General features: G+C 65.6%; 28 protein-coding genes. 18 read left to right on the forward strand and 10 right to left on the reverse strand.

Annotated elements, in window-relative coordinates:
* Nucleotides 1-45 precede the first annotated feature (45 nt).
* The 10 genes from VA613_RS02495 to clsB all read left to right on the forward strand — a co-directional run bounded on the left by VA613_RS02495 (nucleotide 46) and on the right by clsB (nucleotide 9,639).
* Nucleotides 46-1,407, forward strand: coding sequence for an MFS transporter (locus tag VA613_RS02495; RefSeq protein ID WP_324781209.1), 1,362 nt, complete (start codon nucleotides 46-48; stop codon nucleotides 1,405-1,407).
* 53 nt (nucleotides 1,408-1,460) lie between these two features.
* Complete coding sequence (gene ssb / locus VA613_RS02500; protein WP_324780287.1) at nucleotides 1,461-1,937, forward strand: single-stranded DNA-binding protein; 477 nt, start codon at nucleotides 1,461-1,463, stop codon at nucleotides 1,935-1,937.
* Nucleotides 1,938-2,080: 143 nt separating this feature from the next.
* Nucleotides 2,081-4,081 (forward strand): TonB-dependent receptor plug domain-containing protein, encoded by a 2,001-nt coding sequence (locus tag VA613_RS02505; RefSeq protein ID WP_407702877.1) that lies wholly within the window; start codon nucleotides 2,081-2,083, stop codon nucleotides 4,079-4,081.
* Between the two features lie 131 nt (nucleotides 4,082-4,212).
* Nucleotides 4,213-4,473 (forward strand): FmdB family zinc ribbon protein, encoded by a 261-nt coding sequence (locus VA613_RS02510; RefSeq protein WP_324780289.1) that lies wholly within the window; start codon nucleotides 4,213-4,215, stop codon nucleotides 4,471-4,473.
* Between the two features lie 68 nt (nucleotides 4,474-4,541).
* Nucleotides 4,542-5,144 (forward strand): DUF502 domain-containing protein, encoded by a 603-nt coding sequence (locus tag VA613_RS02515; RefSeq protein WP_324780290.1) that lies wholly within the window; start codon nucleotides 4,542-4,544, stop codon nucleotides 5,142-5,144.
* A gap of 9 nt (nucleotides 5,145-5,153) precedes the next feature.
* Entirely contained in the window at nucleotides 5,154-6,950 is a 1,797-nt protein-coding gene (gene aspS, locus VA613_RS02520; protein WP_324780291.1) for an aspartate--tRNA ligase, read from the forward strand.
* Nucleotides 6,947-7,252: a DUF2322 family protein gene (locus VA613_RS02525; RefSeq protein ID WP_324780292.1), complete on the forward strand. Its 306-nt coding sequence runs from the start codon at nucleotides 6,947-6,949 to the stop codon at nucleotides 7,250-7,252. The genes aspS and VA613_RS02525 overlap by 4 nt, the downstream gene beginning before the upstream one ends.
* The gene (gene nudB / locus VA613_RS02530) at nucleotides 7,249-7,689 is read left to right on the forward strand and encodes a dihydroneopterin triphosphate diphosphatase (protein WP_324780293.1); all 441 of its coding nucleotides are present in this window, start codon (nucleotides 7,249-7,251) and stop codon (nucleotides 7,687-7,689) included. Before VA613_RS02525 ends, nudB begins: the two co-directional genes overlap by 4 nt.
* Nucleotides 7,690-7,696: 7 nt before the next feature.
* The gene (locus VA613_RS02535; RefSeq protein WP_324780294.1) at nucleotides 7,697-8,449 is read left to right on the forward strand and encodes an endonuclease/exonuclease/phosphatase family protein; all 753 of its coding nucleotides are present in this window, start codon (nucleotides 7,697-7,699) and stop codon (nucleotides 8,447-8,449) included.
* Entirely contained in the window at nucleotides 8,449-9,639 is a 1,191-nt protein-coding gene (clsB, locus tag VA613_RS02540; protein WP_324780295.1) for a cardiolipin synthase ClsB, read from the forward strand. Before VA613_RS02535 ends, clsB begins: the two co-directional genes overlap by 1 nt.
* A 28-nt stretch (nucleotides 9,640-9,667) precedes the next feature.
* Here the strand turns inward: clsB and VA613_RS02545 are convergent, their stop codons facing one another.
* Genes VA613_RS02545 through ypfJ form a run of 5 tightly spaced genes read right to left on the reverse strand, consistent with a single transcriptional unit; the run spans nucleotide 9,668 to nucleotide 11,801 of the window.
* Nucleotides 9,668-10,120, reverse strand: a complete 453-nt coding sequence (locus VA613_RS02545; protein ID WP_324780296.1) for a YaiI/YqxD family protein — start codon at nucleotides 10,118-10,120, stop codon at nucleotides 9,668-9,670.
* Nucleotides 10,121-10,162: 42 nt separating this feature from the next.
* Nucleotides 10,163-10,498 (reverse strand): DUF5615 family PIN-like protein, encoded by a 336-nt coding sequence (locus VA613_RS02550; RefSeq protein ID WP_324780298.1) that lies wholly within the window; start codon nucleotides 10,496-10,498, stop codon nucleotides 10,163-10,165.
* 1 nt (nucleotide 10,499) lies between these two features.
* Complete coding sequence (locus VA613_RS02555; protein ID WP_324780299.1) at nucleotides 10,500-10,730, reverse strand: DUF433 domain-containing protein; 231 nt, start codon at nucleotides 10,728-10,730, stop codon at nucleotides 10,500-10,502.
* Between the two features lie 16 nt (nucleotides 10,731-10,746).
* Nucleotides 10,747-10,935, reverse strand: a complete 189-nt coding sequence (locus VA613_RS02560; RefSeq protein WP_324780300.1) for a hypothetical protein — start codon at nucleotides 10,933-10,935, stop codon at nucleotides 10,747-10,749.
* Between the two features lie 8 nt (nucleotides 10,936-10,943).
* Complete coding sequence (gene ypfJ, locus VA613_RS02565) at nucleotides 10,944-11,801, reverse strand: KPN_02809 family neutral zinc metallopeptidase (protein WP_324780301.1); 858 nt, start codon at nucleotides 11,799-11,801, stop codon at nucleotides 10,944-10,946.
* Nucleotides 11,802-11,963: 162 nt separating this feature from the next.
* Between ypfJ and VA613_RS02570 the strand changes: the two genes are divergently transcribed.
* From VA613_RS02570 to VA613_RS02580, 3 genes are all read left to right on the forward strand, one after another.
* Nucleotides 11,964-12,200 carry a CopG family ribbon-helix-helix protein gene (locus VA613_RS02570; protein ID WP_324780302.1) on the forward strand — a complete coding sequence of 79 codons (237 nt, stop codon included), beginning with the start codon at nucleotides 11,964-11,966 and terminating at the stop codon, nucleotides 12,198-12,200.
* Nucleotides 12,190-12,483, forward strand: coding sequence for a type II toxin-antitoxin system RelE/ParE family toxin (locus VA613_RS02575; protein WP_324780303.1), 294 nt, complete (start codon nucleotides 12,190-12,192; stop codon nucleotides 12,481-12,483). Before VA613_RS02570 ends, VA613_RS02575 begins: the two co-directional genes overlap by 11 nt.
* Nucleotides 12,484-12,842: 359 nt before the next feature.
* The gene (locus tag VA613_RS02580) at nucleotides 12,843-13,976 is read left to right on the forward strand and encodes a porin (protein WP_324780304.1); all 1,134 of its coding nucleotides are present in this window, start codon (nucleotides 12,843-12,845) and stop codon (nucleotides 13,974-13,976) included.
* Nucleotides 13,977-14,095: 119 nt separating this feature from the next.
* Here VA613_RS02580 and VA613_RS02585 read toward each other — a convergent pair whose 3' ends face one another.
* The 3 genes from VA613_RS02585 to VA613_RS02595 all read right to left on the reverse strand — a co-directional run bounded on the left by VA613_RS02585 (nucleotide 14,096) and on the right by VA613_RS02595 (nucleotide 16,979).
* Nucleotides 14,096-15,718 (reverse strand): tetratricopeptide repeat-containing sulfotransferase family protein, encoded by a 1,623-nt coding sequence (locus tag VA613_RS02585; RefSeq protein ID WP_324780305.1) that lies wholly within the window; start codon nucleotides 15,716-15,718, stop codon nucleotides 14,096-14,098.
* Between the two features lie 18 nt (nucleotides 15,719-15,736).
* Nucleotides 15,737-16,153, reverse strand: coding sequence for an OsmC family protein (locus tag VA613_RS02590; RefSeq protein WP_324780306.1), 417 nt, complete (start codon nucleotides 16,151-16,153; stop codon nucleotides 15,737-15,739).
* A gap of 67 nt (nucleotides 16,154-16,220) precedes the next feature.
* Entirely contained in the window at nucleotides 16,221-16,979 is a 759-nt protein-coding gene (locus VA613_RS02595; protein WP_324780307.1) for a YdcF family protein, read from the reverse strand.
* Between the two features lie 116 nt (nucleotides 16,980-17,095).
* Between VA613_RS02595 and rplM the strand changes: the two genes are divergently transcribed.
* The 4 genes from rplM to erpA all read left to right on the forward strand — a co-directional run bounded on the left by rplM (nucleotide 17,096) and on the right by erpA (nucleotide 19,519).
* The gene (gene rplM, locus VA613_RS02600) at nucleotides 17,096-17,530 is read left to right on the forward strand and encodes a 50S ribosomal protein L13 (protein ID WP_324780308.1); all 435 of its coding nucleotides are present in this window, start codon (nucleotides 17,096-17,098) and stop codon (nucleotides 17,528-17,530) included.
* Nucleotides 17,531-17,539: 9 nt separating this feature from the next.
* On the forward strand, nucleotides 17,540-17,932 hold the full coding sequence (gene rpsI / locus VA613_RS02605; protein WP_324780309.1) for a 30S ribosomal protein S9: 393 nt from the start codon (nucleotides 17,540-17,542) through the stop codon (nucleotides 17,930-17,932).
* A 105-nt stretch (nucleotides 17,933-18,037) separates the two neighbouring features.
* Nucleotides 18,038-19,066, forward strand: a complete 1,029-nt coding sequence (gene argC, locus VA613_RS02610) for an N-acetyl-gamma-glutamyl-phosphate reductase (RefSeq protein ID WP_324780310.1) — start codon at nucleotides 18,038-18,040, stop codon at nucleotides 19,064-19,066.
* 102 nt (nucleotides 19,067-19,168) lie between these two features.
* A complete protein-coding gene (gene erpA, locus VA613_RS02615) occupies nucleotides 19,169-19,519 on the forward strand; it encodes an iron-sulfur cluster insertion protein ErpA (protein WP_324780311.1) in 351 nt (116 codons plus the stop codon).
* A 63-nt stretch (nucleotides 19,520-19,582) separates the two neighbouring features.
* Here erpA and VA613_RS02620 read toward each other — a convergent pair whose 3' ends face one another.
* Together VA613_RS02620 and VA613_RS02625 are read right to left on the reverse strand one after the other, a co-directional pair.
* Nucleotides 19,583-20,701, reverse strand: a complete 1,119-nt coding sequence (locus tag VA613_RS02620; RefSeq protein WP_324780312.1) for an anhydro-N-acetylmuramic acid kinase — start codon at nucleotides 20,699-20,701, stop codon at nucleotides 19,583-19,585.
* Complete coding sequence (locus VA613_RS02625) at nucleotides 20,698-22,014, reverse strand: peptidoglycan DD-metalloendopeptidase family protein (protein WP_324780313.1); 1,317 nt, start codon at nucleotides 22,012-22,014, stop codon at nucleotides 20,698-20,700. Before VA613_RS02625 ends, VA613_RS02620 begins: the two co-directional genes overlap by 4 nt.
* 159 nt (nucleotides 22,015-22,173) lie before the next feature.
* Here VA613_RS02625 and tyrS point away from each other — a divergent pair, with 159 nt between their 5' ends.
* Entirely contained in the window at nucleotides 22,174-23,364 is a 1,191-nt protein-coding gene (tyrS, locus tag VA613_RS02630; protein ID WP_324780314.1) for a tyrosine--tRNA ligase, read from the forward strand.
* Nucleotides 23,365-23,710: the final 346 nt, after the last annotated feature.

The raw sequence follows: 23,710 nt of genomic DNA on the forward strand, positions 1-23,710 counted from the left end.
ACTTCGCCGTATCACACCGTGGCACAGATCGATCTGTCGGAAAGCATGACCCGCGCGGAGAAGCGCGCGGCTTCTGGCCTCGCTGCGATTTTTGGTCTGCGCATGCTGGGCATGTTCCTGATCCTCCCGGTTTTCGCGCTCTACGCCGAGCATCTGCCGGGCGGCACCAGTCACACCCTCGTCGGCCTGACGCTCGGCATGTACGGCCTGACGCAGGCGCTCCTGATGATCCCCTACGGCATGGCGTCCGACCGCATCGGGCGCAAGAAGGTCATCATCTTCGGCCTCATCCTGTTCGCGGCGGGCAGCTTCATCGCCGCGACCGCGTCCGACATCTACTGGACGATCGCCGGCCGCGCCGTGCAGGGCGCCGGCGCGATTTCCGCGGCGATCACCGCCCTCCTGGCCGACCTCACCCGCGAGGAGCACCGCACCAAGGCGATGGCGATGATCGGTTCGACCATCGGGCTCACCTTCGCCGTGTCGCTCGTCGCCGGCCCCGCGCTCAACCGCCTGATGGGCGTGCCGGGAATTTTCGCGCTCACCGGCGTGCTCGCGCTGGCCGCGATCTGGGTCGTCAAGGTGTGGGTGCCGGACCCGGAGAGCAGCCATTTTCACGCCGATGCGCAGGCGAACCCCGCGCGGCTGAAGGATGTGCTGCAGAACGGCCAGCTGTTGCGCCTCGATTTCGGCATTTTCGCGCTGCATGCCGCGCAGATGGCGATGTTCGTCGTGGTCCCGGTCGCGCTCAAGAACAGCGGCCTGGCCGCCGACCACCACTGGGCGGTCTACCTGCCGGTGCTGCTCGGATCCTTCGTCCTGATCGTGCCGGCCATCATCTATGGCGAGACGCGCGGCAAGATGAAGCCGGTGTTCGTCGGCGCGGTGGCGCTGATGCTGCTGGCGCAGCTCGGGATGGCGCTGGGCATCGATCGCTTCTGGGGCATCGTCGGCGCGCTGTTCTTCTATTTCGTCGCCTTCAACCTGCTCGAGGCGAGCCTGCCTTCGCTGATCTCCAAGCTGGCGCCCGCATCGGCCAAGGGCACGGCGATGGGCGTCTACAACACCGCGCAGGCGCTGGGGTTGTTCTTTGGCGGCGCGGTCGGCGGCTGGCTCGCGCAGCACTTCGGTTTCCATGCGGTGTTCATGTTCAGCGTCGGCCTGATGGCGATCTGGCTGCTTGCGAGCCTGTCGATGACGCCGCCGCCGGCGATCAAGACCCGCATGTTCCGCGTGGGGACGATGCCGGCCGATCGCGCGGCGCTGCTGAAGGCCCAGCTGGCCGGCGTGGCGGGCGTGGTGGAGGTCGCGGTGCTGGCCGAAGAAGGCGTGGCCATGCTGAAGGTCAGCCTGCAGGGCTGGGACGAGACCGCTGCGCGCCTGCTGCTCGAGGCCGTGGGAGCCTGATCGAAGCCTGATAGAATCGGTCCACGTTCAATCAGGTCTGTTCAGGGGAAAACATGGCATCCGTCAACAAAGTGATTCTGGTCGGCAACCTGGGGCGCGACCCCGAAATGCGGTATCTGCCGAGCGGAGAAGCGGTCGCCAACCTCGCCATCGCCACCACCGACAAGTACAAGGACAAGAGCGGCCAGATGGTCGAGGCGACCGAATGGCACCGCGTCAGCTTTTTCGGGCGCACCGCCGAAGTGTGCGGGCAATACCTGAAGAAGGGCAGCCAGGTCTACGTCGAGGGCAGCATCCGCACCCGCAAGTACACCGACAAGGACGGGGTCGAGAAATACTCGACCGAGATCCGCGGCGACCGCATGCAGATGCTGGGAAGCCGCAGCGGCGGCGGCATGGCCGAAATGGACGAGGGCGGCTATGCGCCGCAGTCCGCGCCGCGCAGCCAGCCGCGTGCCAGTGCGCCGGCGCCCGCGCAGCGCCCGGCCGGCAGCGGTTTCGACGACATGGACGACGATATTCCGTTCTGACGTCAGGGACGCGGAACATTCGGCCGTTATCCCTGGAATACATAACAAACAGGGTGGGCAGGGAGGCGGTGCGCATGCGCACCGGCAATGCGGTGAACAGCAGATCAAATGGGACACTCGGGACGCTGGCGCGCGCCTTATGTATGGGCGGCGCCCTGGCGTGCGCCCCGTTGGCGCGTGCCGACGTCACCGAATCCGAATTTCTCGACGACATCCCCGTGGTGCTGTCGGTGTCGCGGCTGTCGCAACCGGTCAACGAAGCGCCGGCCGCCGTCACCGTCATCGACCAGGACATGATCCGTGCCTCGGGTTTCCGGGATATCCCCGACCTGCTTCGCCTGGTGCCCGGTTTCTCGGTCGCTTACACGCGCGACAACACCTGGGCGGCCGGCTATCACGGGCTCGGCGACGCCTATTCGCGCCGCTTCCAGGTCCTGGTCGACGGTCGCTCGATCTACAGCCCCCACTACGGTTCGGTGAACTGGACCGACCTGCCGCTTTCCATCGACGACATCGAGCGCATCGAAGTCGTGCGCGGCCCCGATGCCGCCCTCTATGGTGCAAACGCCTTCGCCGCGGTCATCAACATCATCACCAAGACGGCAGCGCAGGTCGGGGGCGAGTTCGTTTCGCTGCAGTACGGCGAGCAGGGGATGCGCGGCGCGACCGTTCGCCACGGGGGCGGAGACGGTCCCCTCCGCTACCGTCTCACGGCATCGGCGCAGCAGCGCGACCGCTTCGAACGCGACATCACGACCAAGACCGGGGCCGGCGTCGGGGACAACGGACAGTACTTCGAGGCCAGCAAGACCTACTTTCTCAACGGCCGCTGGGACTGGCAGCTGTCCGCCGATTCCGATGCGATGGCGCAATTCGGCGTGTCGCAGGGCGACTGGAAGGCCGGCAAGCAGACCCTGGATCCGAGGAGCGCCCTCGAACCGCGCACGCAGGACTCGGGCGCGCTGTATCTGCAGGTCGCCCATCACAAGATCGAGTCCGCGCGCCGCGAGTGGCGCTTGCAGGCCTACCACGCGCAGAACCGTTTCGATGCCAATGCTGCGGCAGACCTGACGTCGCTCGGCTTCGGCCTCGTGAACGTCGACCAGTATCTGCTGCAGACGCGCAGCAACGTCGAACTGCAGGTGAACGAGCAGTGGCGGTCGGATCTGCGGGGGGTATGGGGCGGCGAACTGCGGCGCGAGACGGTGGGCAGCCCGCAGAACTACAATTCCGGCCGGACCTTGAGCGGCGAATTGGCGCGCGTGTTCGGCAACGTCGAGTGGCGTCCGCATGATCGGCTGCTGCTGCAGGGCGGCACGATGCTTGAGCACCACTATTTCACGGGCACCGACCTTTCGCCGCGTATTGCGGCCAATTTCACCGTGGTGCCGGGGCACGTCATCCGGCTCGGCGTTTCGCGCGCCTACCGCTCGCCCACCTTTTTCGAGCAGGACGGCAACCAGGTCTTTGTCCTGCAGTCCGGCGCGATCGCCGACGTCGTGACCGTGCCGTCCGACGGCCTGAAACCCGAGCGCGTCCTGTCGCGCGAGATCGGCTACGTCGGCCATTGGCGTGCGGCCCGCCTCGAAATGGACGCGCGGCTGTTCATGGACAAGATCGACGACTTCATCGGGCAGGACAAATACAATTTCGTCAACGACGGCGCGCTCCGCCCGAACGAGTTCAAATACGCCAACATCGGCAGCGCGCGCTCGCACGGCGGCGAGATCCAGCTGCGGTGGCGGCCCGTGCATGCCGTCGACGTGAGCGCGCACTATGCGCGGGTATTCCTGGACGCGCATTTTGGTGGAGCAGGCATCCACAACGTCATCAACTTCAACAAGGATGTCCCGGTGTCCGCCCCCCGCAACACCTGGGGGCTGCTCGCCAGCTACAGCCCGGGCCTGGGCTGGCAGGCGAGCCTCGGCCTGTGGCGCAGCGATGCCATGAAGTGGCTGTCCGAGGGCGACATCACCCAGGCCTACAACCGCATGGACCTGCGCCTGGCGCGGCGCTGGACCTGGGAGGGGCGCGAGGTCGAGGCGGCGGTCGTCGGACAGAGCCTGCTCGGCAGCTATCAGGAATTTCGCGATACCAACATCTTCAGCCGCCGCGTCTACGGCAGCCTCAGCCTGGCCTGGTAAGCGAGGGGGCTTGAAACGCGCCGTGTCGCGTCCAGATGGGCTTGTGAGCCGGTCCTTCGGGTGCCTGTGCCTGCCCGTTGGTCGGGCGCTTTAGGTATAATTACGCAACTTCTTGATTGTCGGAGATTTTTATGCCGATTTACGCCTACAGATGTGCCTCCTGCGGCTTCGCCCAGGACGAAATGCAGAAGGTGTCGGATGCGCCGCTGACGGGTTGCCCGTCGTGCGGCAAGCCGGACTACGCCAAGCAGGTCACCGCGGCGGGCTTCGCCCTGAAGGGGACGGGCTGGTATGCCACGGACTTCAAGAACGGCGGGAGCAAGCCTGGCGAGCCGAAGTCCGACGCGCCGTCCCACGCCTGCGGCACCGGCGCCTGTCCGGCGTGTAACTGACGCGGCGCGACCGAACCTGGAAGCGGGCGGTGGGAGCCGCCCGCTTCTTTGTTTTTGCCGAACTCATCATGAAACGCTATTTCATCACCGGCCTGCTGATCTGGGTGCCGCTCGGGATCACCCTGTGGGTGATCGACCTGCTGATCAACACGCTCGACCAGACGCTGATGGTGCTGCCGGCCAACTGGCAGCCCGAAGCCTGGCTGGGATTCCGCATTCCGGGCCTCGGCGTCATTCTGACGCTGCTGGTGATCGTGCTCACCGGCATGTTCGCGGCGAATTTCTTCGGCCAGAAGATCATCGACATGTGGGAGCGGCTGCTGGTCCGCATCCCGGTCGTGAAGTCGATCTACGGCAGCGTCAAGCAGGTCTCGGATACCCTGTTGTCGGGCAGCGGCCACGCCTTCCGCAAGGTCCTGCTGGTGCGCTATCCGCATCCGCAGGCATGGTCGCTCGCGTTCCAGACGAACGTGCCGGACGAAGTCGCGGCGGTGCTGCCGGACGAGCACGTCGCGGTGTTCATCCCGACGACGCCGAGCCCGGTCAACGGATTCTACTTTTACGTCAAGAAGAGCGAGGTCGTCGAACTGGATGTGCCGGTCGACCGCGCGCTGAAATACATCGTCTCGATGGGCGTCGCCTCCGGCGAGTCGGGACGGAGCACCCACTAGGAAAAAAACATGCGTACACACTACTGCGGCGGCGTTACCGCCACCGACATCGGCAACAGCGTCACCCTGTGCGGCTGGGCGCACCGTCGCCGCGACCACGGCGGCGTCATCTTCGTCGACCTGCGCGACCGTGAGGGCCAGGTGCAGGTGGTCGTCGACCCCGACACGCCCGCCGCGTTCAGGCTGGCCGAGGAGGTGCGCTCGGAGTTCGTGCTGAAGATCGTCGGCAAGGTGCGTCCGCGCCCCGCCGGCACCGAGAACCCCAACCAGGCGACCGGCATGGTCGAGGTGCTGGCGCAGGAGATCGAGATCCTCAATCCCTCGCTGACGCCCCCCTTCCAGCTCGACGACGACACCATCAACGAGAACATCCGCCTGCAGTACCGCTACCTCGACCTGCGCCGCGAGCCGATGCAGAGGAACCTGCGCCTGCGCTACCGCGTCGCCAAGCTGATGCGCGACTACCTCGACGCTCACGGCTTCATCGAGGTCGAGACGCCGATGCTCACGCGCTCGACCCCCGAAGGCGCGCGCGACTATCTGGTGCCCTCGCGCGTGCACGACGGCATGTTCTACGCGCTGCCGCAGTCGCCGCAGCTCTTCAAGCAGCTCCTGATGGTGTCGGGCTTCGACCGCTACTTCCAGATCACCAAGTGCTTCCGCGACGAGGACCTGCGCGCGGACCGCCAGCCCGAGTTCACCCAGGTCGACCTGGAAACCTCCTTCCTCGGCGAGGAGGAGATCATGGTCCTGGTCGAGGGCATGATCCGCGACATGATGCAGAAGGCCCAGGGCATCGAGTTGCCCAATCCCTTCCCGCGCATGCCCTATGCCGAGGCGATGGCGAAGTACGGCTCCGACAAGCCCGACATGCGCGTGACGCTCGAACTCGTCGACGTCGCCGACGTCATGAAGGACGTCGCCTTCAAGGTGTTCTCCGGTCCGGCCAACGATCCCAAGGGCCGCGTCGCCGCGCTGCGCATCCCCGGTGGCGCGAGCTTGAGCCGCGGCGAGATCGACGGCTACACCGAATTCGTCAAGATCTACGGCGCCAAGGGCCTGGCCTACATCAAGGTCAACGATGTCGCGCAGTTGAACGAAACCGGCCTGCAGTCGCCCATCGTCAAGAACCTCTCCGAGGCCTCGCTGAAGGCCGTGATGGAACGCACCGGCGCCGCCAACGGCGACCTCATCTTCTTCGGCGCGGACAAGGCCAAGGTCGTCACCGATGCACTCGGCGCCCTGCGCCTCAAGATCGGTCACGAAAAGGGCTTCGTCGACGGCCGCACCTGGGCGCCGCTGTGGGTGGTCGACTTCCCGATGTTCGAATTCAACGAGGACGAGAACCGCTGGGATGCGCTGCACCACCCCTTCACCGCGCCCAAGGACGGCCACGAGGACTGGCTCGCGACCGATCCCGGCAAGTGCCTGTCGAAGGCCTACGACATGGTGCTGAACGGCTGGGAAGTCGGCGGCGGCTCGGTACGTATTCACCGCGAGGCGGTGCAGGAGAAGGTGTTCGCCGCGCTGAACATCGGCGAAGCCGAGCGCCGCGAGAAGTTCGGCTTCCTGCTCGACGCGCTGCAGTATGGCGCGCCGCCGCACGGCGGCCTGGCATTCGGCCTCGACCGCCTGGTCACGCTGATGACCGGCGCCGAGTCGATCCGCGACGTCATCGCCTTCCCCAAGACCCAGCGCGCCTCCTGCCTGATGACCAACGCGCCCAACGTGGTCGACGAGAAGCAGCTGCGTGAGCTGCATATCCGCCTGCGCAACCCGGTGGCAGCCGACAAGCCCGCAGCATGAAATTCGCCGACACCCTGAAAACCCTACCCCAATTCGCGGGCACGAAGCTGGTGCTGACCGACACGTCAGGCGCCGAGGTGGCGACGATCGCCAACGCGCCCGGCACCGCCGGTTCGTTCCGCGTCTATGCCCACCTCGCGCAGCAGTACGGTGCGATCAACGCCGAAGCGGCGGCCGAGGGGCTGGCGATCTACGCCGAACACACCGAGGACGCCGTCCAGCACCCCGGCAAGCATCCCAACATCGACCGCCTGATCGCGATCATGAAGACGGGCGAGGCGCTCGACGTCCGCATCGAGTGACCGGCCACAAGATCCCGGTGTCCGTGCTGGTGGTGATCCACACCGCCGACGGACAGGTGCTATTGATCGAACGTGCCGACGCGCCGGGGTTCTGGCAGTCGGTCACCGGATCGCAGGACGAGGGTGAAACGCTCGAGCAGACCGCGATCCGCGAAGTGCGCGAGGAAACCGGCCTCGACGCCGCCGCCTTCGAGCTGACCCCGTGGGGAATCGAAACCCGCTACGAGATCTACGAACGCTGGCGCCACCGCTATGCGCCCGGCGTCACCCACAACACCGAGCACGTGTTCGGCCTCAAGCTGCCGGCGCCGCTGCCGGTCCAGCTGGCGCCGCGCGAGCACCTGCGCTACGAATGGCTGCCGTGGGACCTTGCGGCCGAACGCTGCTTCTCGCCCAGCAACGCGGCCGCCATCCGCCTTCTCCCCGGGCGCTTATAATTTATTCATGAACGCACCGTTGCACGTTGCCAGTTTCAACATCCACAAGGGCCTGTCGCAGTTCAACCGGCGGCTGACCGTCCACGAACTGCGCGAGCGCCTCGGTAACCTCGGCACGGACATCGTGTTCCTGCAGGAAGTCCAGCACAGCCACGGCCTGCGTGCCAGCCGCTTCCAGCACTGGCCGGGCAAACCGCAGCACGAGTTCCTCGCCGGCCACGTCTACACCGACTTCGCCTACGGCAAGAACTGCGTCTACGACACCGGCCATCATGGCAACGCCATCCTGTCGCGCTACAAGATCCTCAACTGGGAGAACGAGGACATTTCCGCTCACGCCTTCGAGAGCCGCGGCATGCTGCATTGCCAGATCGAGGTGCCGGGCATCGGGCAGCCCGTGCATTGCATCAACGTTCATCTCGCGCTGACCGAAGCCGGCCGCAAGCGCCAGATGGCGATGATCTCCGCGCGGGTGCGGCGGATGGTGCCCGACGACGCGCCGCTGATCCTCGCCGGCGACTTCAACGACTGGCGGATGCGCGCCTGCGCCTATTTCAAGGACGAGCTCGGCCTCGTCGAGGTGTTCGAGACGCACCACGGCAAGCCGGCCCGCAGCTACCCGTCCATCCTCCCCATGTTCCAGCTCGACCGCATCTACGTGCGGCGCTTTCACATCGACAAGGCGCACGTCCACACCGGCAATGCCTGGCATCGCATTTCCGACCACGCTGCCCTGACCGCCACGCTCAGTCCGGTCTGATGACCGCACGCAGCCGCTCGAACCGGCCGTTCTTTGCGGGCATCGAGCCGCTGCCCGGCAACCGCGTGCGTCTCCTGCAGAGCGGTGCCGAGTTCTTTCCGGCACTGATCGCGGCGATCGACGCCGCGTGCGACGAGATCCACCTCGAAACCTACATCTTCAACGCCGACCGCAGCGCCGAGGCGGTTCGCGACGCGTTGGTGCGCGCCGCCCGGCGCGGCGTGCGGGTACGCGTGCTGGTCGACGGCATCGGCTCGCGCGAACTGCCGGCCGCCTGGCGTGAAGCCCTCGCGGCGGCGGGCGTGAACCTCCTCACCTACCGCCCGCTGGCGACCGGCTGGCGCGCCAACCCTCGAACGCTGCGGCGCCTGCACCGCAAGCTCGCGGTGGTCGATGCGCGCATCGCTTTCCTCGGCGGCATGAACCTCATCGACGATCTCGAACCCGGCCCGCTCGCCCGGCCGCGGCTCGACTTCAGCGTGGAAGTGCAGGGGCCCCTGCTGGCGCCCATCCATCGCAGCGTGTTCCGCCTGTGGCGCCTGGTCGCCCTGACGCAGCTGCAGGGCGGCGACCACGACACGACGATCAGCCCGACCTGGCCCACCGACGGGCACGTACGCGCGGCCTTCGTCGTGCGCGACAATTTCGCCCACCGGCGCGACATCGAGCGCGTCTATCTGGCGGCACTGGCGCTTGCGCGCGACGAGATCGTCATCGCCAACGCCTACTTCCTGCCCGGCCGCCGTTTCCGGAAGCTGCTGAGAAACGCCGCCGCGCGCGGCGTGCGCGTCCACCTGCTGACGCAAGGCCATACCGACCATCCCTTCTTCCAGACCGCCGCCCGCGCGCTCTACCGCGACCTGCTGGCCGCCGGCGTCCACATCTACGAATACCAGGCGAGCGAGCTGCATGCCAAGGTGGCGGTGGCCGATGGCCACTGGGCGACCGTCGGCTCGAGCAACATCGACCCCTTCAGCCTGCTGCTCGCGCGCGAGGCGAACCTTGTCGTCGACGACGAGGGCTTTGCGCACGACCTGCGGCAGCGCCTGCAGCAGGCCATCGGCCAGTCCGTGGCGCTGGCCCCCGCCGGCTGGCAGCGCCGGCCCTGGCCGCGGCGCGTGCTGTCGTGGCTGGCCTACGGCAGCGTGCGGCTGATGGTGGGGCTGGCGGGCGGCGGGCGCTGGGTGTGAGCGGGGCCCTGGCGCGTTCTTGACGGATTCAGCGCGGGCCGCGCTGCGCCAGAAAGCGGTCGAGCTGGTTGGCGAACGCCTGACGGTCAGCCTGCGACAGCGCGGCCGGCCCCGAGATGTCGACCCCGGCGCCGCGCAGGCCTTCCATGAAGTCGCGCAGGCCGAGCCGCTCGCGGATGCTGTCGGCGCGGTAGAACTCGCCGCGCGGCGACAGGGCGAACGCGCCTTTCTCGATCAATGCGGCGGCCAGCGGAATGTCCGCCGTCACCACCAGGTCGCCGGCGGCGACCTCGTCCATGATGTGCCGGTCGGCAACGTCGAAGCCCCTCGGCACCTGCCGGGCGCGGATATAGGGCGAGGGCGGCACCCGCAACAGCCGGTTGGCCACCAGCGTCAGCGGCAGCCGGAGCCGATCCGCCACGCGAAACAGGATGTCCTTGATCACGGCCGGGCAGGCGTCGGCGTCGACCCAGATCTGCATGGCAAGCGCGGGAGGTAATCAGTCGATCGATCGAACCGGGCGCTAGCCTGCTATTTCAACCAGGTAGGTGCCGGAGTCGAGCGCGGCGATCACGGAAGGCAGTTCCGCTGCGAACCACGCCAGCAATCTTGCGTTGGGGCAATTGCCGATCCTGACCCACACAATCATCGGTGGCGCCTTGCTGACGGAGGCGCGTATCGCAAAATCCTCATCCTTGGTAATGATGATGGCGCCATTCTCCAGGGCGTAGTCCCAAATCCGGCTGTCGCTGCACTCGAGCAGGCCCACGTCAAGGACATGGGACGCCTCGTGGCCCATCGCTGCAATTTTTCTGGCCAGGGCCGGCGGCAATTGAGCATCGACCAGGAAACGATGCACGTCAGGCCGCTTTTAGCACCGGGTGATCAAATTGCCGTGCCGCATACAACAGGGTGGCGGTGATGTCTTCCGCTTCCAGATAGGGATAATCGGCCAAAATCTCGTCACGGCTTTCCCCTGCGGCCAACAATTCAAGAATATCGCTTACCCGGATGCGCATCCCTCGAATGCAGGGCCGCCCGCCGCACTGTGCCGGGTCGACGGTAATCCGTTCCAATGTCGTGGTTTCCATTTTGCGCACACCTGTTCTAGCCGACGAGGTGATTGTATAGGTTTAACAGGGACACTGAAAAACCAGCCCGTGGCGGCAGCGCAAACGCGCTCTTATAGATCAGCGCAGTATCGCTCGTCGGCGGTGGTCGCAGCCGATCCGCCACGCGAAACAGGATGTCCTTGATGACCGCCGGGCAGGCGTCGGCGTCGACCCAGATCTGCATGGCCCGCTCTACAGCCGCGCCGCCTTGAAGGTGTCGCACTGTCCCGGGTCGCCGCGTTCCATGCCGCGGCTGAACCAGCGCATGCGCTGCTCCGACGTCCCGTGGGTGAAGGCGTCCGGCACCACGTAGCCGCGCGCCTGCTTCTGCAGGCGATCGTCGCCCACCCCCGCCGCGGCCGCCAGCGCCTCCTCGGCGTCGCCCGGTTCGAGCACGTGCCGGGCCTGGTTGGCGTGGTAGGCCCACACGCCGGCGAAGCAGTCCGCCTGCAGTTCCATCCGCACCTGCAGCGCGTTGCCCCGGACCTCGTCCGCGCGGCCGCGCGCCGCCTGCACCTGGTCCGAGATCCCGAGCAGCGTCTGCACGTGGTGGCCGACCTCGTGCGCCACCACGTAGGCCTGCGCAAAATCGCCGGGCGCGTCGTAGCGCTGCGCCAGATCGTTGAAAAAGCTCATGTCGAGATACAGCTTGTGGTCGGCCGGGCAATAGAACGGCCCCATCGCCGCCTCGGCGAAGCCGCACGCCGACTGTACCGCGCCGGAAAACAGCACCAGCTTGGGCTGCGTGTAGCGCTGCCCCGACGCCTGGAACACCGCGCCCCACACGTCCTCCGTGTCGGCCAGCACCACCGACACGAAATCCTTGAGCTTCTCCTCCTCGGGACTGGCGCCGGGCGCCGGCTGCTGCGCCTGCGTCTGCGCCACCTCGCCAGCCTGGTTCAGCACCACCGACGGGTCGACGCCGAAGTACATCGCCACCAGCGCCAGGATGATCGCCCCGATGCCGCCGCCGACCAGGCCGCGCCGGCCCGCCGACATGCCGCGCCGGTCCTCGATGTTCTCGCTGCGGCGTCCGTTCTCCCAGCGCATTGGTGCCCTCCGTGCTTCCGGTATTCAAGCGGTTGTGCCCGATTGTAGTCGCGACAGGCTGCGACCGGGAGGGCAGGCAACGGTCGACCGTTCTTGTTTGGCCCTGCGCTCCATCATGCTATGCTGCGTATGTATACAACGTCATACGGCAGGAGTCGTTCAATGGCCACGGCAGTACTGACACTACGCGTCCCCGAAGAAATCAAGGCAAAGCTGGACAAGCTCGCGCAAGCAACACATCGTTCCAGATCGTTTCTGGCGGAAGAGGCCATCGCGCGATATATCGATCTGGAAGCCTGGCAGATCGGCGAAATCGAACAGGCAATCCGCGAAGCCGACAACGGTGATTTTGCGAGCGCCTCCGAGTTGGCAGACCTGCTGAAAAAGCATGCAGGTTAAATGGCTGCGTCGTGCCCTGCGCAATCTTGAGCAGGAGGCCGCCTATGTCGCGCAGGACAACCCTCGCGCCGCCGCCGCGCTCGTGGTGGAAGCAGACGAGTCCACCCGGCTCCTGGCACGACATCCCGACATGGGCCGTCCCGGGCGCGTGCCAGGGACACGCGAACTGGTGTTGCGGCATTTTCCCTACATCATTCCCTACCGCGTCAAGGAACGGCGGGTGGAAATACTTCGCGTATTGCATATGTCGCGCAAATGGCCGCCGGGATTTGAAACGCCTTAAGGGAGGCCTCAACAAGCTGATACCGCTCATGCCCTTCGATTTCGCTCAGGAGCGCGTTCGAGCCTGTCATGAGCTTGCCGAAGGGCTCGCCCCGAACGGAATCAACAATTGCCGTTCGTCCGTTTGGCAGGCTCACGACGCAGCCTGAGCTTGTCGAAGGGGCTCGTTCAGGGCTTCCTTGATGCGGCCTGCCTGTTGTGTGAGTGCAACAAAACAACACTTTTGCGGTTGAATGACAAAAAAAACAACAGCGCGCGCTTGTCGTGTCACCCGGTCTCTGGATAATCGATCCCGTCCACTAGGCCTTCAGGGGCTGGACAGCTCTGCAGAGCTTACAAACATTCTCAAGGAGATTTGCTATGCAAAAGAAACTGATTGCGCTGGCGATGGCTTCCGCCTTTGCCGCCCCGGCTTTCGCCGCCACCAGCAACGTTGACATCTATGGCGTGTTCAACATGTCCGTCGAGCGTATCGACAGCGGCAGGACGGGTGTCGACAAGAGCACCAGCGTCAACAACAACAACAGCCGCATCGGCTTCAAAGGCACCGAAGATCTGGGCGGCGGCCTGGCTGCCGTGTGGCAGGTCGAGTCCAGCATTGCTGCTGACCAAGGCAGCGGCTCGCTGGCTGCCCGTAACACCTTCGTCGGCCTGAAGGGCGGCTTCGGTACCGTTCTGCTGGGCAAGATCGACACCCCGATGAAGGGCCTCGGCCGCGCGGTCGACAACTTCGGCGACGGCATCGCCGACTCCCGCAACATCCTGGGCACGACTCTGGTTGGCGCGAACGCGTGGGATGCCCGCACCAACAACACCATCGCCTACGTCACCCCCGACTTCAGCGGCCTGTCGGCTGTCCTGGCCTATGTCACGGACACGAGCGCCTCGGGCACCACCGCTGCTCCGATTTCGTCGATCACTACGTGTGCGAGCAGCCTCGACTGCAACAAGCGCGACGCCTGGAGCGGTGCCGTCAACTATAACAATGGTCCCCTGATGCTGGGCGCCGGCTACGAGAAGCACAACAGCTCTGCTGCCGGCGTCGACCTGTCGGCCCACATCTGGCGTGCTGTTGCTGGCTACAGCTTTGGTGGCGCCAAGCTGGGCGCCCTGTACGAGAAGGCCTCCGGTGACGCCCTTGCGAACGGCGACAGCCTGATGGACCGCAAGGCTTGGGGCGTGTTCGGTAACTACGCCATCGGTGCCGTCACCCTCAAGGCCAACTACCTGAAGGCCGACGAGCAGGGCAACATCGCCAACAGCGGCGCCAAGCAGTACACGCTGGGTGCTGACTACGCGCTGTCCAAGCGCACCACGGCCTACGCCTTCTACGCCAAGGTCAAGAACGACACCAACGCCGGCTACGGTCTGGGCGCTGCAGGCACCAGCAACACCTTCATCCCCGGCAGCAACGCTGGCACGACGGCTGCTCCCTTCCCGTACGCGGGTGTCGATCCCTCGGTGTTCGGTATCGGCATGAAGCACAGCTTCTAATTCAGCGCCGGGCTTGCCCGGTTTGAAGATGAAGCAAAAAAGGGCTCCTTCGGGAGCCCTTTTTTTTGCGCCCGATCGACGCGTGTGAGGGGGGCGGACTTGTCGTGAATCGTTGGGCGCTACCCGCCGGCCTCGCCCTGGTCCCTGTAGCCGAAATGGTCGACGTAAGGCTGCAACGTCTCCATCACATTGTCGAGCCAGGGCTGGTAGCGCTGCCAGCGCCCGGCGGCGCGTCGGTAGATCGGCTGCGTGACCTGCGAATGGCTGGGGGTGTTGATGTGGCCGCGCCGTGCGGCATGCTCGTGTGGGCGTGCCATGTCCGCGTTCCAGTTCTGGCCGAGAAAATCCAGCAGGGGCTGGATCTCGCCGGGTAGGTCCTGCACCAGATGCTCGTAATAAACGCGGTGGTAGCGCAGCGGCAGTTGTTCGGCCCAACGGCGCCACAGCCCCATGACGCGCGCATAAAGGGCGGCCGCGTCGTCGAGGGTGTAGAAGTTGGCCATCGCATCGTTGGGAGCGAACAGGTGCATGAAGCCGCTCAGCACGCAGTCCGCCGGATGGCGCAGGGCGAGGATCAAGCGCGCATCGGGGAAGATGCTCAGGATGTAGGGCAGGCGGATCAGGTTGAGGGGGTATTTGTCGACCAGCAGCGTGCCCGGGCGAAGCTCGAGGAAGTCGGCCACGTATTCGTGGTAAAGCGCGCGCAGGCGCGCGCGCTCGTCGGCTCGCAGGTCTGCGAGGCCGTTCGGCCTGCCCGCGACCAGCCGGTCCATGTCGTCGCACAGCAGGCCGACGATGGGCTTTTCCTCCAGCGTCTGGATCTGCGGGTGGCTGTCGAGGATCTGGTCGAGCAGGGTCGTGCCTGAGCGCGGAAAACCGATCAGGAAAACCGGTGCGGGCGGCTGGCTGGCGGTGGCGGGCAGGTCGCGCAGCCAGCTCACATCGATTCGCGCGAGTCGGTCCAGCTCATCCGTGTAGCGGACCTTGTCGATGCCGCGCTGCTGGGCGAGCCCGGCCTGCAGGCGATTGGCTTCGGCGAAGTCGGCGAAAGCAGGCGCGACCAGGTCGAGCCGGTCGTAGAGCAGCCCCCGCTCGTAGTGGAAGACCGAGGCCAGCTCGCTATCCAGTCCGCTCGCGTCTATGTGCTGGAAGCGTTGCAGCGCCTGTTCGAATTGTTGTGCGCGGCGCTCGCAGATCGCCATGATCAGATTCAGGCCGGGGTTCGCCGGGTCGGTCAGCAGGCCTGCCGATGCGACCGCTTCGGCTTCGGCGAGACGGTTGCCCGATTGCAGCAGATGGGCAAGATGGACGCGGGCGGCGGTGTCATGCGGGTGGCGGCGTACGAGGTGCTCGTACTCGGCGACGGCCGCGTCCCAGCGATTCATGGCGTGGAGCAGTCGCGCCAGATTGACGCGCGCGTCGTCGAAATCGGGGTCGAGCGCGAGCGCCTTCCGATAGCTCGCCTCTGCCTCCTCGGGCCGTTCGAGGCCGCGCAGGGCGTTCGCGAGATTCGAATGGTATTTGGCGATGCCGGGCTGCTGGGCGATGGCCTGGCCCAACAGCGGCTCGGCCTCGGAATAGCGGCCCTGAATGTTGCGGATGACGCCGAGTAGATGAAACGCGTCGGCTTGCGGATCTGGCTGGGCGAGCAGCTGTGTGCAAATGCGCTCGGCGTTGGCCAGATTGCCGGCGCGGGCGTGGGCCAGGGCTGACTGCAGGCCGTCGGGTGACGTGGTTGGCATGACGTCTTTCAGGTGGGCTTACCCCTCCACCACCTCGAAATCGTGGGTGATCTCGGCCACCTTGCCGAGCATGATGCTGGCCGAGCAATATTTCTCGGCCGAGAGCTTCACCGCCTGCTCGACGCGCCTGGGGTCGAGGTTCTTGCCGGTGACGGTGAAGTGCAGGTGGATCTTCGTGAACACCTTGGGATCGGTCGTGGCGCGTTCGGCGGAAAGGTCGGCGACGCAGTCGGTGATCGCCTGGCGGCCCTTCCTCAGGATGTGGACGACGTCGTAGGCGGAACAGCCGCCGAGGCCCAGGAGCAGCATTTCCATCGGCCGCACGCCGAGGTTCTTGCCGCCGCCGTCGGGCGGGCCGTCCATGACGACGCTGTGGCCGGATTCGCTCTGGCCGACGAAGCTGACGCCTTCGATGAGTTTGACGCGGGCTTTCATGGGATTCCTTCAGATTAAATAGTGGCTTCGACGAGCCTGTCTTTCGGCCAGGCGCGGGGCGAACGGATCAGAAATTCGAGCGAAGTTTGTACCACAAAATGCCCAGCCATTCGTGCAGTGCGAAGGTGCTGTCGCGCAGGCCGGCGGGCGTGGGCACGAGGTCGAGCGGCGAGTCGATGCGCGTGCTGGAAAACTGGATGCCCGCCGGGATGACGGCGAGGCCCTGGGCCTCGAACAGCGGCACGGCGCGCCGCAGGTGCCAGGCGTGGGTGACGAGGACGATGCGGTGCACGCCGCTTTTCGCCAGCAGCGGCGCCGACCGCCGCGCGTTGTCCCAGGTGGTGAGCGCGCCGTCCTCGACCCAGCGCGGCGCGATGCCGTATTCGTCCTGAAGGATGCGCTGCATGATGCGGCCTTCGGGCTGCGTGCCGCCGCCGGGCATGCCGCCGGTGACGAGCAGGGGCAGGCCGCTGGAGCGGTGCAGCAGGGCGGCGTAGCGCAGGCGCTCCAGGCTCAGTCCGTTGAGCGTGTCGCCGCCGTATTCGGGCGCGTCGATGCGCCGCCCGCCGCCGAGCACGACGATGGCGTCGGCCGTCTTGAGGTCGGCGGGGTCGAGCGGTCGGCTGATTTCGAGGCTCTTTTCCAGCAGGCCGCCGACCCAGGGGGTGGACAGGGCATACAGCGCGACGGCAGACAGCAGGATGAGCGACATGGCCAGGCGGGGGCGGCGACGATGCAGGAAAAGGCCGGCGGCCAGCAGGATCACCAGCGACAGCGGCGGCAGCAGGGCGAGGGCGATCAGGTCGGTGGCGAGCCAGGCGGTCATGGCGGGGATTGTATGCCGGGGTGGCCCGGGGTTCGCATACAGTGTTTGACTTTGTTCCAGCTCGGCAGTTAAAATGCCCGGCTTTCCGAGATTATCCTCTGTGCAGAGGTTGGGTCATGAAAACCTTTTCCGCAAAAACGCATGAAGTCAAACGCGACTGGTTCGTGGTTGACGCCGACAACAAAGTGCTGGGCCGCCTGGCTTCCGAGATTGCCCGCCGTCTGCGCGGCAAGCACAAGCCAGAGTTCACGCCCCACGTCGACACTGGCGATTACATCGTGGTCGTGAACGCCGCCAAGATGCGCGTGACCGGCAACAAGGAACTCGACAAGAAATACTATCGCCATTCGGGTTTCCCCGGGGGCATTTATGAAACGACCTTCGGCAAGATGCAGGAGCGTTTCCCCGGTCGTGCGCTGGAAAAGGCGGTCAAGGGCATGCTGCCCAAGGGCCCGCTCGGCTATGCCATGATCAAGAAGATGAAAATTTACGCGGGCGCGGAACATCCGCACGAGGCTCAGCAGCCCAAGCCCCTCGAAATCAACGCATAAGGTCGCATCATGATCGGTAACTACAACTACGGTACGGGTCGTCGCAAGGAATCGGTTGCGCGCGTGTTCATCAAGGCGGGCAGCGGCAAGATCGTCGTCAACGACAAGCCCGTCGACGAGTATTTCTCCCGCGAGACCGGCCGCATGGTCGTGCGCCAGCCGCTGGTGCTGACCGACAGCCTGAACAAGTTCGACATCATGGTGAACGTCTCCGGCGGCGGCGAATCCGGCCAGGCCGGCGCGGTGCGCCACGGCATCACCCGCGCCCTGATCGATTTCTCGGCCGAGATGAAGCCGGTGCTGAAGGCCGCTGGTCTCGTCACCCGCGACGCCCGCGAAGTCGAGCGCAAGAAGGTCGGCTTCCACAAGGCCCGTCGCCGCAAGCAGTTCTCCAAGCGCTGATCGCTGGCCTGCGCAAGAAAAAGCCGTCCTTCAGGGCGGCTTTTTTCATGCCTGCGCATCGCGCGTGTCTTACAATTCAAGGGTTCTCTGCAAGGAAGCCACAGCATGATCAAAGTCGGTATCGTCGGCGGCACGGGCTACACCGGTGTCGAACTGCTGCGCCTGCTGGCGCGTCATCCCGAGGTGGAGTTGAAGGCCATCACCTCGCGCAAGGAAGCCGGGATGCCGGTTGCGGACATGTTCCCCAATCTGCGCGGGCGCGTGAAGCTCGCCTTTTCCTCGCCTGAGGAAGCCGGGCTGGAGGCCTGCGACGTGGTGTTCTTTGCCACCCCCAACGGCGTGGCGATGCAGCAGACCCGCGCGCTGCTCGGCGCCGGCGTCAAGGTGATCGACCTGGCGGCCGACTTCCGCATCAAGGACCTGGCGGTGTGGGAGAAGTGGTACAAGATGGAGCACGCCTGCCCGGATCTCGTCGCCGAGGCGGTCTATGGCCTGCCCGAGATCAACCGCGACAAGATCAAGGGCGCCCGCCTGATCGCCAACCCGGGCTGCTACCCGACCGCGGTGCAACTGGGTTTCCTGCCGCTGCTGGAGGCGGGCGTGGCCGACGCGAGCTTCCTGGTGGCGGACGCCAAGTCGGGCGTGTCGGGCGCCGGGCGCAAGCCGGAAACGCATATCCTGTTCGCCGAGGCGGCGGACAACTTCAAGGCCTACGCCGTCGCCGGCCATCGCCACTGGCCGGAGATCAAGCAGGGGCTGGAGATGTTCGCCGGCAGGGAGGTCGGATTCACCTTCGTGCCGCACCTGACGCCGCTGATCCGCGGCATCCACGCGACCCTCTATGCCAGGGTCGGTACCGACGTCGACCTGCAGGCGCTGTACGAGAAGCGCTTTGCCGGCGAGGCCTTCGTCGACGTGCTGCCGGCCGGCAGCCATCCGGAGACGCGTTCGGTGCGCGGCGCCAATACCTGCCGCATCGCGGTGCACCGGCCGCACGGCGGGGACATGGTGGTGGTGCTGTCGGTGATCGACAACCTGGTCAAGGGGGCGGCCGGCCAGGCGGTGCAGAACATGAACATCCTGTTCGGCCTGCCCGAAGACGTGGCGCTGGCCGACGTGGGCATGCTGCCCTGAGCTGAAGACGGCGCCGGAACTCCGCAGCCCGAAGAGGGTCTTTGCTTGACGCACGTCGGGTGATGCGGATAATCACCCCACACTTTCTTTAGGAGCATCACCATGAATGCAGCAACCGAAATGGAATCGCCGCTGATCTTTACCGACAGCGCCGCGGCCAAAGTCAAGAGCCTGATCGACGAGGAAGGCAACCCCGACCTGAAACTGCGCGTATTCGTTTCGGGCGGCGGCTGCTCGGGCTTCCAGTACGGCTTCACCTTCGACGAGACGCAGAACGCCGACGACACCGTGATGGTGAAGAACGGCGTCACGCTGCTGGTCGATTCGATGAGCTTCCAGTACCTGGTCGGCGCTGAAATCGACTATTCGGAAGGCCTGGAAGGCGCGCAGTTCGTGATCAAGAACCCGAACGCCCAGACCACCTGCGGTTGCGGTTCGTCGTTCTCCGCCTGAGCGGAACCCGACGGCATAAAAAAGCGGCTTCGGCCGCTTTTTTCTTTTGGGGGCGTCGCGCGCTCAGGCAGGATAGACGGCGCCTAGCACGCGTTCACCGCGGGCGCCGGTGACGGCTGGCAGGTTGCCCGGGGCGCGGTGCAGGGTCTGCCGGGCCAGCCACGCGAAGGCGAGCGCTTCCATCCAGTCCGGGTCGATTCCCAGCGCCGTGGTCGTGTCGACCTCGACCCCGGCCAAGCGGGCGCGGACGCGCCGCATCAGGGCGCCGTTGTGGGCGCCGCCGCCGCAGACATAGAGTTCCCGCGCCCCCGCGCAATCGCGCCGTACCGCATCGGCCAGGCTGACGGCCGTGAATTCGAGCAGCGTGGCCTGTACGTCGGCGGGCGCCACCGCCTCGTGCAGGCCCGCAAGAACGGCGTCCAGCCAGTCCAGGTTGAACTGCTCGCGCCCCGCGCTCTTTGGCGGCGGCTGGCGCAGGTAGGCGTGATCCGTCAATGCATCGAACAGGGCGGGGTGGACGCGGCCACTGGCTGCCCAGCGGCCGTCCGGGTCGTAATGCGCCCCCTGATGACGGAGGATCCAGGCATCGAGCAGCAGGTTGCCCGGCCCCGTGTCCCAGCCGCGCACCGGGCCGGTCGGCGGCAGATCGGTGACGTTGGCGATGCCGCCGACATTGGCGATGACGCGGTGAATCACCGGGTCGCGCAATACGTGCGCGTGAAAGGCCGGCACCAGCGGGGCGCCCTGACCACCTGCAGCAATGTCGCGGCTGCGGAAATCGGCCACGACCGCGATGCCGGTGAGTTCGGCGAGCAAGGCGGCGTTGCCGATCTGCAGCGTGTAGCCGTCGGCGGGACGATGGCGCAGGGTCTGGCCATGGCAGCCGATCGCGCGCACGCTGTCCCGCGCGCCGTCGCCCAGGAGGGCATTGACCGCGTCCGCGTAAAGGCGCGCCAGGTCGTTGGCGGCGAGGGCGGCCAGGTGAATTTCATTCGCCTGCGGCGCGTGCAGGGCCAGCAGTTGCGTGCGCAGCGCCTCGGGATACGGCAGGTAATGGGAGTGGAGTAGGCGGATCGGGCCCGTGGGGCCTATCTCGGCAAGAACGGCGTCGACGCCGTCGAGGCTGGTGCCGGACATGAGGCCGACGTAGCGTTCGGCCTCATGTGTGGCAGTTTCGCTCAATCGAGCGCGGCGAGGTTGGTGCCGCGCAGCAGGCCCAGCTTGTCGGACCAGCTTGCGGTTTGCTGCAGGAAGCGCGCGCGCTGGGCCGCAACGAGCGGGGGCGAACCCGGCAGCTTGACCGTCAGCGGATTGTAGGGCTTGCCCGCGATCCGGACTTCGTAGTGCAGATGCGGGCCCGTCGCCACGCCGGTGGCACCGACATAGGCGATCACCTGGCCTTGGCTCACCGCACGGCCCGGGCGAATGCCGGGCGCGAAGGCGCTGAGGTGGCCATAGTAGGTTTCATAGCCGCTCGGATGCCGCAGGATGACGAGGTTGCCGTAGCCACCCCGGCGGCCCGCGAATTCAACCGTGGCGTCGCCCGTGGCCTTCACGCGTGTCCCGGTCGGCGCACCGAAATCGACGCCGGTATGGGCACGGGCATATCCGAGCACCGGGTGCATGCGCGAACTGCTGAAGTTCGAGGTCACGCGGGAGAATTCCAGCGGTGAGCGGAGGAAGCCTTTCTTCAGGGATTCGCCGTTGGGCGTGTAGTAGTCTTCGCGGCCCGCCGGGTCGCGGTAGAGCACGGCCCGGTAGGTCTTGCCGGCGTTGACGAATTCGGCCGCCAGCAGTTCGCCGGTGGCAACCGGCTCGCCGTTGCGATAGGTGACGGAATAGATGACCGAGAAGGTGTCGCCACGGCGCAGGTCTTCGCGGAAATCCATTTTCGTCGAGAAGACTTCTGCCATCTTGTCGGCAATCTTGTCGGGGATGCCCGCGCTGTCGGTGGCGCCATACAGGGACGAGCTGATCCGTCCGGAGCGCATGATGACGCGGGTTTCCGTGGCGTCGGCGACCTGCTCGGAGACGTAGGTGTCGCCCTGCCGGCGGACCGTCAGATCGGGCGCGTTCCCGCGTTCGAAGCGGATCGCCAGCAGGTGCCCGTCCTGCGAGGTGGTCGCCCGGATGCGTTTGCCTGCGCGGATGCTGGTAGCCAGGTCGCGCACGGCGCTGGTGGCCAGCAGCTGCTGGATGTCGAGGTCATCGATCTTGAGGCGCTGCAGGGCGGTCGCGAGCGTGTCGCCCGACCGGATCAGCCCTTCGCGCTCGAATGTGCCGGCGTTGCCCGTGTTGGCCAGCGCCGGCAAGGCGATGGCTTCGGTGATCGTTTCTGGCGGGATGTTGCTCGTGGCGGTGTCGGGTGCCAGGCCGAAGGCGGCGACCACACCGAAGAGAGGCAGGCTGGAGAGCGCAACCAGCGCACGCAGGCTGAGGCGACGTTCCGCTCCAGTCATGCGATCGGTTAAGATTCTCAGTTTGGTGAGCGGCATGGACCGTTTCCCTTCCGTAATCGAGCCGGGAGTCTACCACAATTGCCCCGGTCGGAGTTTCTTCAATCCAATCAGCGGCTTGCGTGAATTGGATGGGCTGCCATACAGGGTTTACGGCTAGGTTCCGGGCAAACTTGACGGTTTACAGAGAGGAATTTGATGCAGGACGTCTTGCAGGAAATCAAGCGCGGTGCCGACGAGCTGCTGGTCGAGGCCGAGCTGGTCGAGAAGCTGAAAGCGGGACGTCCGCTTCGCATCAAGGCCGGGTTTGACCCGACCGCGCCGGATCTTCATCTCGGGCATACCGTCCTCTTGAACAAGTTGCGCCAGTTCCAGCAGCTGGGGCATCAGGTGATCTTCCTGATTGGCGATTTCACCGGCATGATCGGGGATCCCACCGGCAAGAACACCACCCGTCCGCCGTTGACCCGGGAGGCGGTGGCGGAGAACGCCAAGACCTACCAGGAGCAGGTGTTCAAGATTCTCGATCCCGAGCGGACGGAAGTGCGCTTCAATTCCGAATGGATGGAGGGGCTGGGGTCGGTCGGCATGATCCGGTTGGCGGCCACCCACACCGTGGCCCGCATGCTGGAACGGGACGATTTCCACAAGCGCTACAACAACCAGCAGCCGATCGCGATCCACGAATTCCTGTATCCGCTGATCCAGGGCTACGACTCGGTCGAACTGAAGGCAGACCTCGAGCTGGGCGGCACCGACCAGAAATTCAACCTGCTGATGGGGCGCGAACTGCAGAAGCACCATGCGCAACCGCCCCAGTGCATCCTGACCATGCCCCTGCTCGAGGGCACCGATGGCGTCAACAAGATGTCGAAATCGCTGGGCAACTACATCGGCATCAACGAGCCGCCCCAGGAAATCTTCGGCAAGCTGATGTCGATTTCGGACGACCTGATGTGGCGGTACGTCCAGCTGCTTTCGTTCGAATCCTTGTCGACGATCGAGGGCTGGAAGCACCAGGTCGCCGAGGGCGCCAACCCCCGCAACGTCAAGGTCGGCTTCGCCCAGGAGATTGTCGCGCGGTTCCACGGCAAGGCGGCTGCCGACCATGCGCTGGCTGAATTCGAGGCGCGTTTCCAACGGGGGGCCTTGCCGGAGGACATGCCTGAGATCAGCCTCTCCGGCGTCGATGGCGCGCTCGCCGTGCCGCAGCTGCTGAAGCAGGCGGGGCTGGTCGTCAGTACGTCTGACGCCATCCGGCAGATTGCTGGCGGCGGCGTGAGGCTGGACGGTGAACGCGTGGCGGACAAAGGGGTGAGCGTCCCCGTGGGGGCGACCGTGGTGGCCCAGGTGGGCAAGCGAAAATTCGCGCGCGTCACGATTGTTTGAAAAATCTTGCGCGAAGGTTGTTGACGAAACTTTTTTGCTCTGTAGAATGCGCACCTCTTCGAAACGCAGCGTGAGTTGCGGATCGGGGTGAAAGCAGTGACGAGTTGGCGAAGCAGGCTTGCTCGCGACGTTTCGAAAAAAAGTGTTGACGTGTTCTGTCTGATCTGTAGAATGCGCACCTCTCGAAGCGGCGCCGGGTTGGAAGTTGCGGTGCTAATCGATTGATCTTTAACAATTTACAGCCGATAGGTGTGGGTGTTGATGCGGCAGCTATCCTGGTTCAGGCCGGGGTGGCGACTAGCATAGATGCTCACACTGAAATGAAGTAATTCATTTGAGTTGAGCG

The sequence above is a fragment of the Thiobacillus sp. SCUT-2 genome (genome assembly GCF_035621355.1).
Taxonomy (GTDB): domain Bacteria; phylum Pseudomonadota; class Gammaproteobacteria; order Burkholderiales; family Thiobacillaceae; genus Thiobacillus; species Thiobacillus sedimenti.

Excerpts from the sequence above, each read along its gene's own strand:
- VA613_RS02575 (WP_324780303.1), top strand. The coding sequence starts at position 12,190 with ATGCAGGTTAAATGGCTGCGTCGTGCCCTGCGCAATCTTGAGCAGGAG.
- VA613_RS02590 (WP_324780306.1), bottom strand. The coding sequence starts at position 16,153 with ATGAAAGCCCGCGTCAAACTCATCGAAGGCGTCAGCTTCGTCGGCCAG.
- VA613_RS02580 (WP_324780304.1), top strand. The coding sequence starts at position 12,843 with ATGCAAAAGAAACTGATTGCGCTGGCGATGGCTTCCGCCTTTGCCGCC.
- VA613_RS02510 (WP_324780289.1), top strand. The coding sequence starts at position 4,213 with ATGCCGATTTACGCCTACAGATGTGCCTCCTGCGGCTTCGCCCAGGAC.
- tyrS (WP_324780314.1), top strand. The coding sequence starts at position 22,174 with ATGCAGGACGTCTTGCAGGAAATCAAGCGCGGTGCCGACGAGCTGCTG.
- VA613_RS02625 (WP_324780313.1), bottom strand. The coding sequence starts at position 22,014 with ATGCCGCTCACCAAACTGAGAATCTTAACCGATCGCATGACTGGAGCG.
- argC (WP_324780310.1), top strand. The coding sequence starts at position 18,038 with ATGATCAAAGTCGGTATCGTCGGCGGCACGGGCTACACCGGTGTCGAA.
- VA613_RS02595 (WP_324780307.1), bottom strand. The coding sequence starts at position 16,979 with ATGACCGCCTGGCTCGCCACCGACCTGATCGCCCTCGCCCTGCTGCCG.
- VA613_RS02535 (WP_324780294.1), top strand. The coding sequence starts at position 7,697 with ATGAACGCACCGTTGCACGTTGCCAGTTTCAACATCCACAAGGGCCTG.
- ypfJ (WP_324780301.1), bottom strand. The coding sequence starts at position 11,801 with ATGCGCTGGGAGAACGGACGCCGCAGCGAGAACATCGAGGACCGGCGC.
- ssb (WP_324780287.1), top strand. The coding sequence starts at position 1,461 with ATGGCATCCGTCAACAAAGTGATTCTGGTCGGCAACCTGGGGCGCGAC.
- erpA (WP_324780311.1), top strand. The coding sequence starts at position 19,169 with ATGAATGCAGCAACCGAAATGGAATCGCCGCTGATCTTTACCGACAGC.
- VA613_RS02525 (WP_324780292.1), top strand. The coding sequence starts at position 6,947 with ATGAAATTCGCCGACACCCTGAAAACCCTACCCCAATTCGCGGGCACG.
- VA613_RS02585 (WP_324780305.1), bottom strand. The coding sequence starts at position 15,718 with ATGCCAACCACGTCACCCGACGGCCTGCAGTCAGCCCTGGCCCACGCC.
- VA613_RS02495 (WP_324781209.1), top strand. The coding sequence starts at position 46 with ATGACCCGCGCGGAGAAGCGCGCGGCTTCTGGCCTCGCTGCGATTTTT.
- rpsI (WP_324780309.1), top strand. The coding sequence starts at position 17,540 with ATGATCGGTAACTACAACTACGGTACGGGTCGTCGCAAGGAATCGGTT.
- clsB (WP_324780295.1), top strand. The coding sequence starts at position 8,449 with ATGACCGCACGCAGCCGCTCGAACCGGCCGTTCTTTGCGGGCATCGAG.
- aspS (WP_324780291.1), top strand. The coding sequence starts at position 5,154 with ATGCGTACACACTACTGCGGCGGCGTTACCGCCACCGACATCGGCAAC.
- VA613_RS02555 (WP_324780299.1), bottom strand. The coding sequence starts at position 10,730 with ATGGAAACCACGACATTGGAACGGATTACCGTCGACCCGGCACAGTGC.
- VA613_RS02570 (WP_324780302.1), top strand. The coding sequence starts at position 11,964 with ATGGCCACGGCAGTACTGACACTACGCGTCCCCGAAGAAATCAAGGCA.
- VA613_RS02505 (WP_407702877.1), top strand. The coding sequence starts at position 2,081 with ATGGGCGGCGCCCTGGCGTGCGCCCCGTTGGCGCGTGCCGACGTCACC.
- VA613_RS02545 (WP_324780296.1), bottom strand. The coding sequence starts at position 10,120 with ATGCAGATCTGGGTCGACGCCGACGCCTGCCCGGCCGTGATCAAGGAC.
- VA613_RS02560 (WP_324780300.1), bottom strand. The coding sequence starts at position 10,935 with ATGCAGATCTGGGTCGACGCCGACGCCTGCCCGGCGGTCATCAAGGAC.
- VA613_RS02515 (WP_324780290.1), top strand. The coding sequence starts at position 4,542 with ATGAAACGCTATTTCATCACCGGCCTGCTGATCTGGGTGCCGCTCGGG.
- rplM (WP_324780308.1), top strand. The coding sequence starts at position 17,096 with ATGAAAACCTTTTCCGCAAAAACGCATGAAGTCAAACGCGACTGGTTC.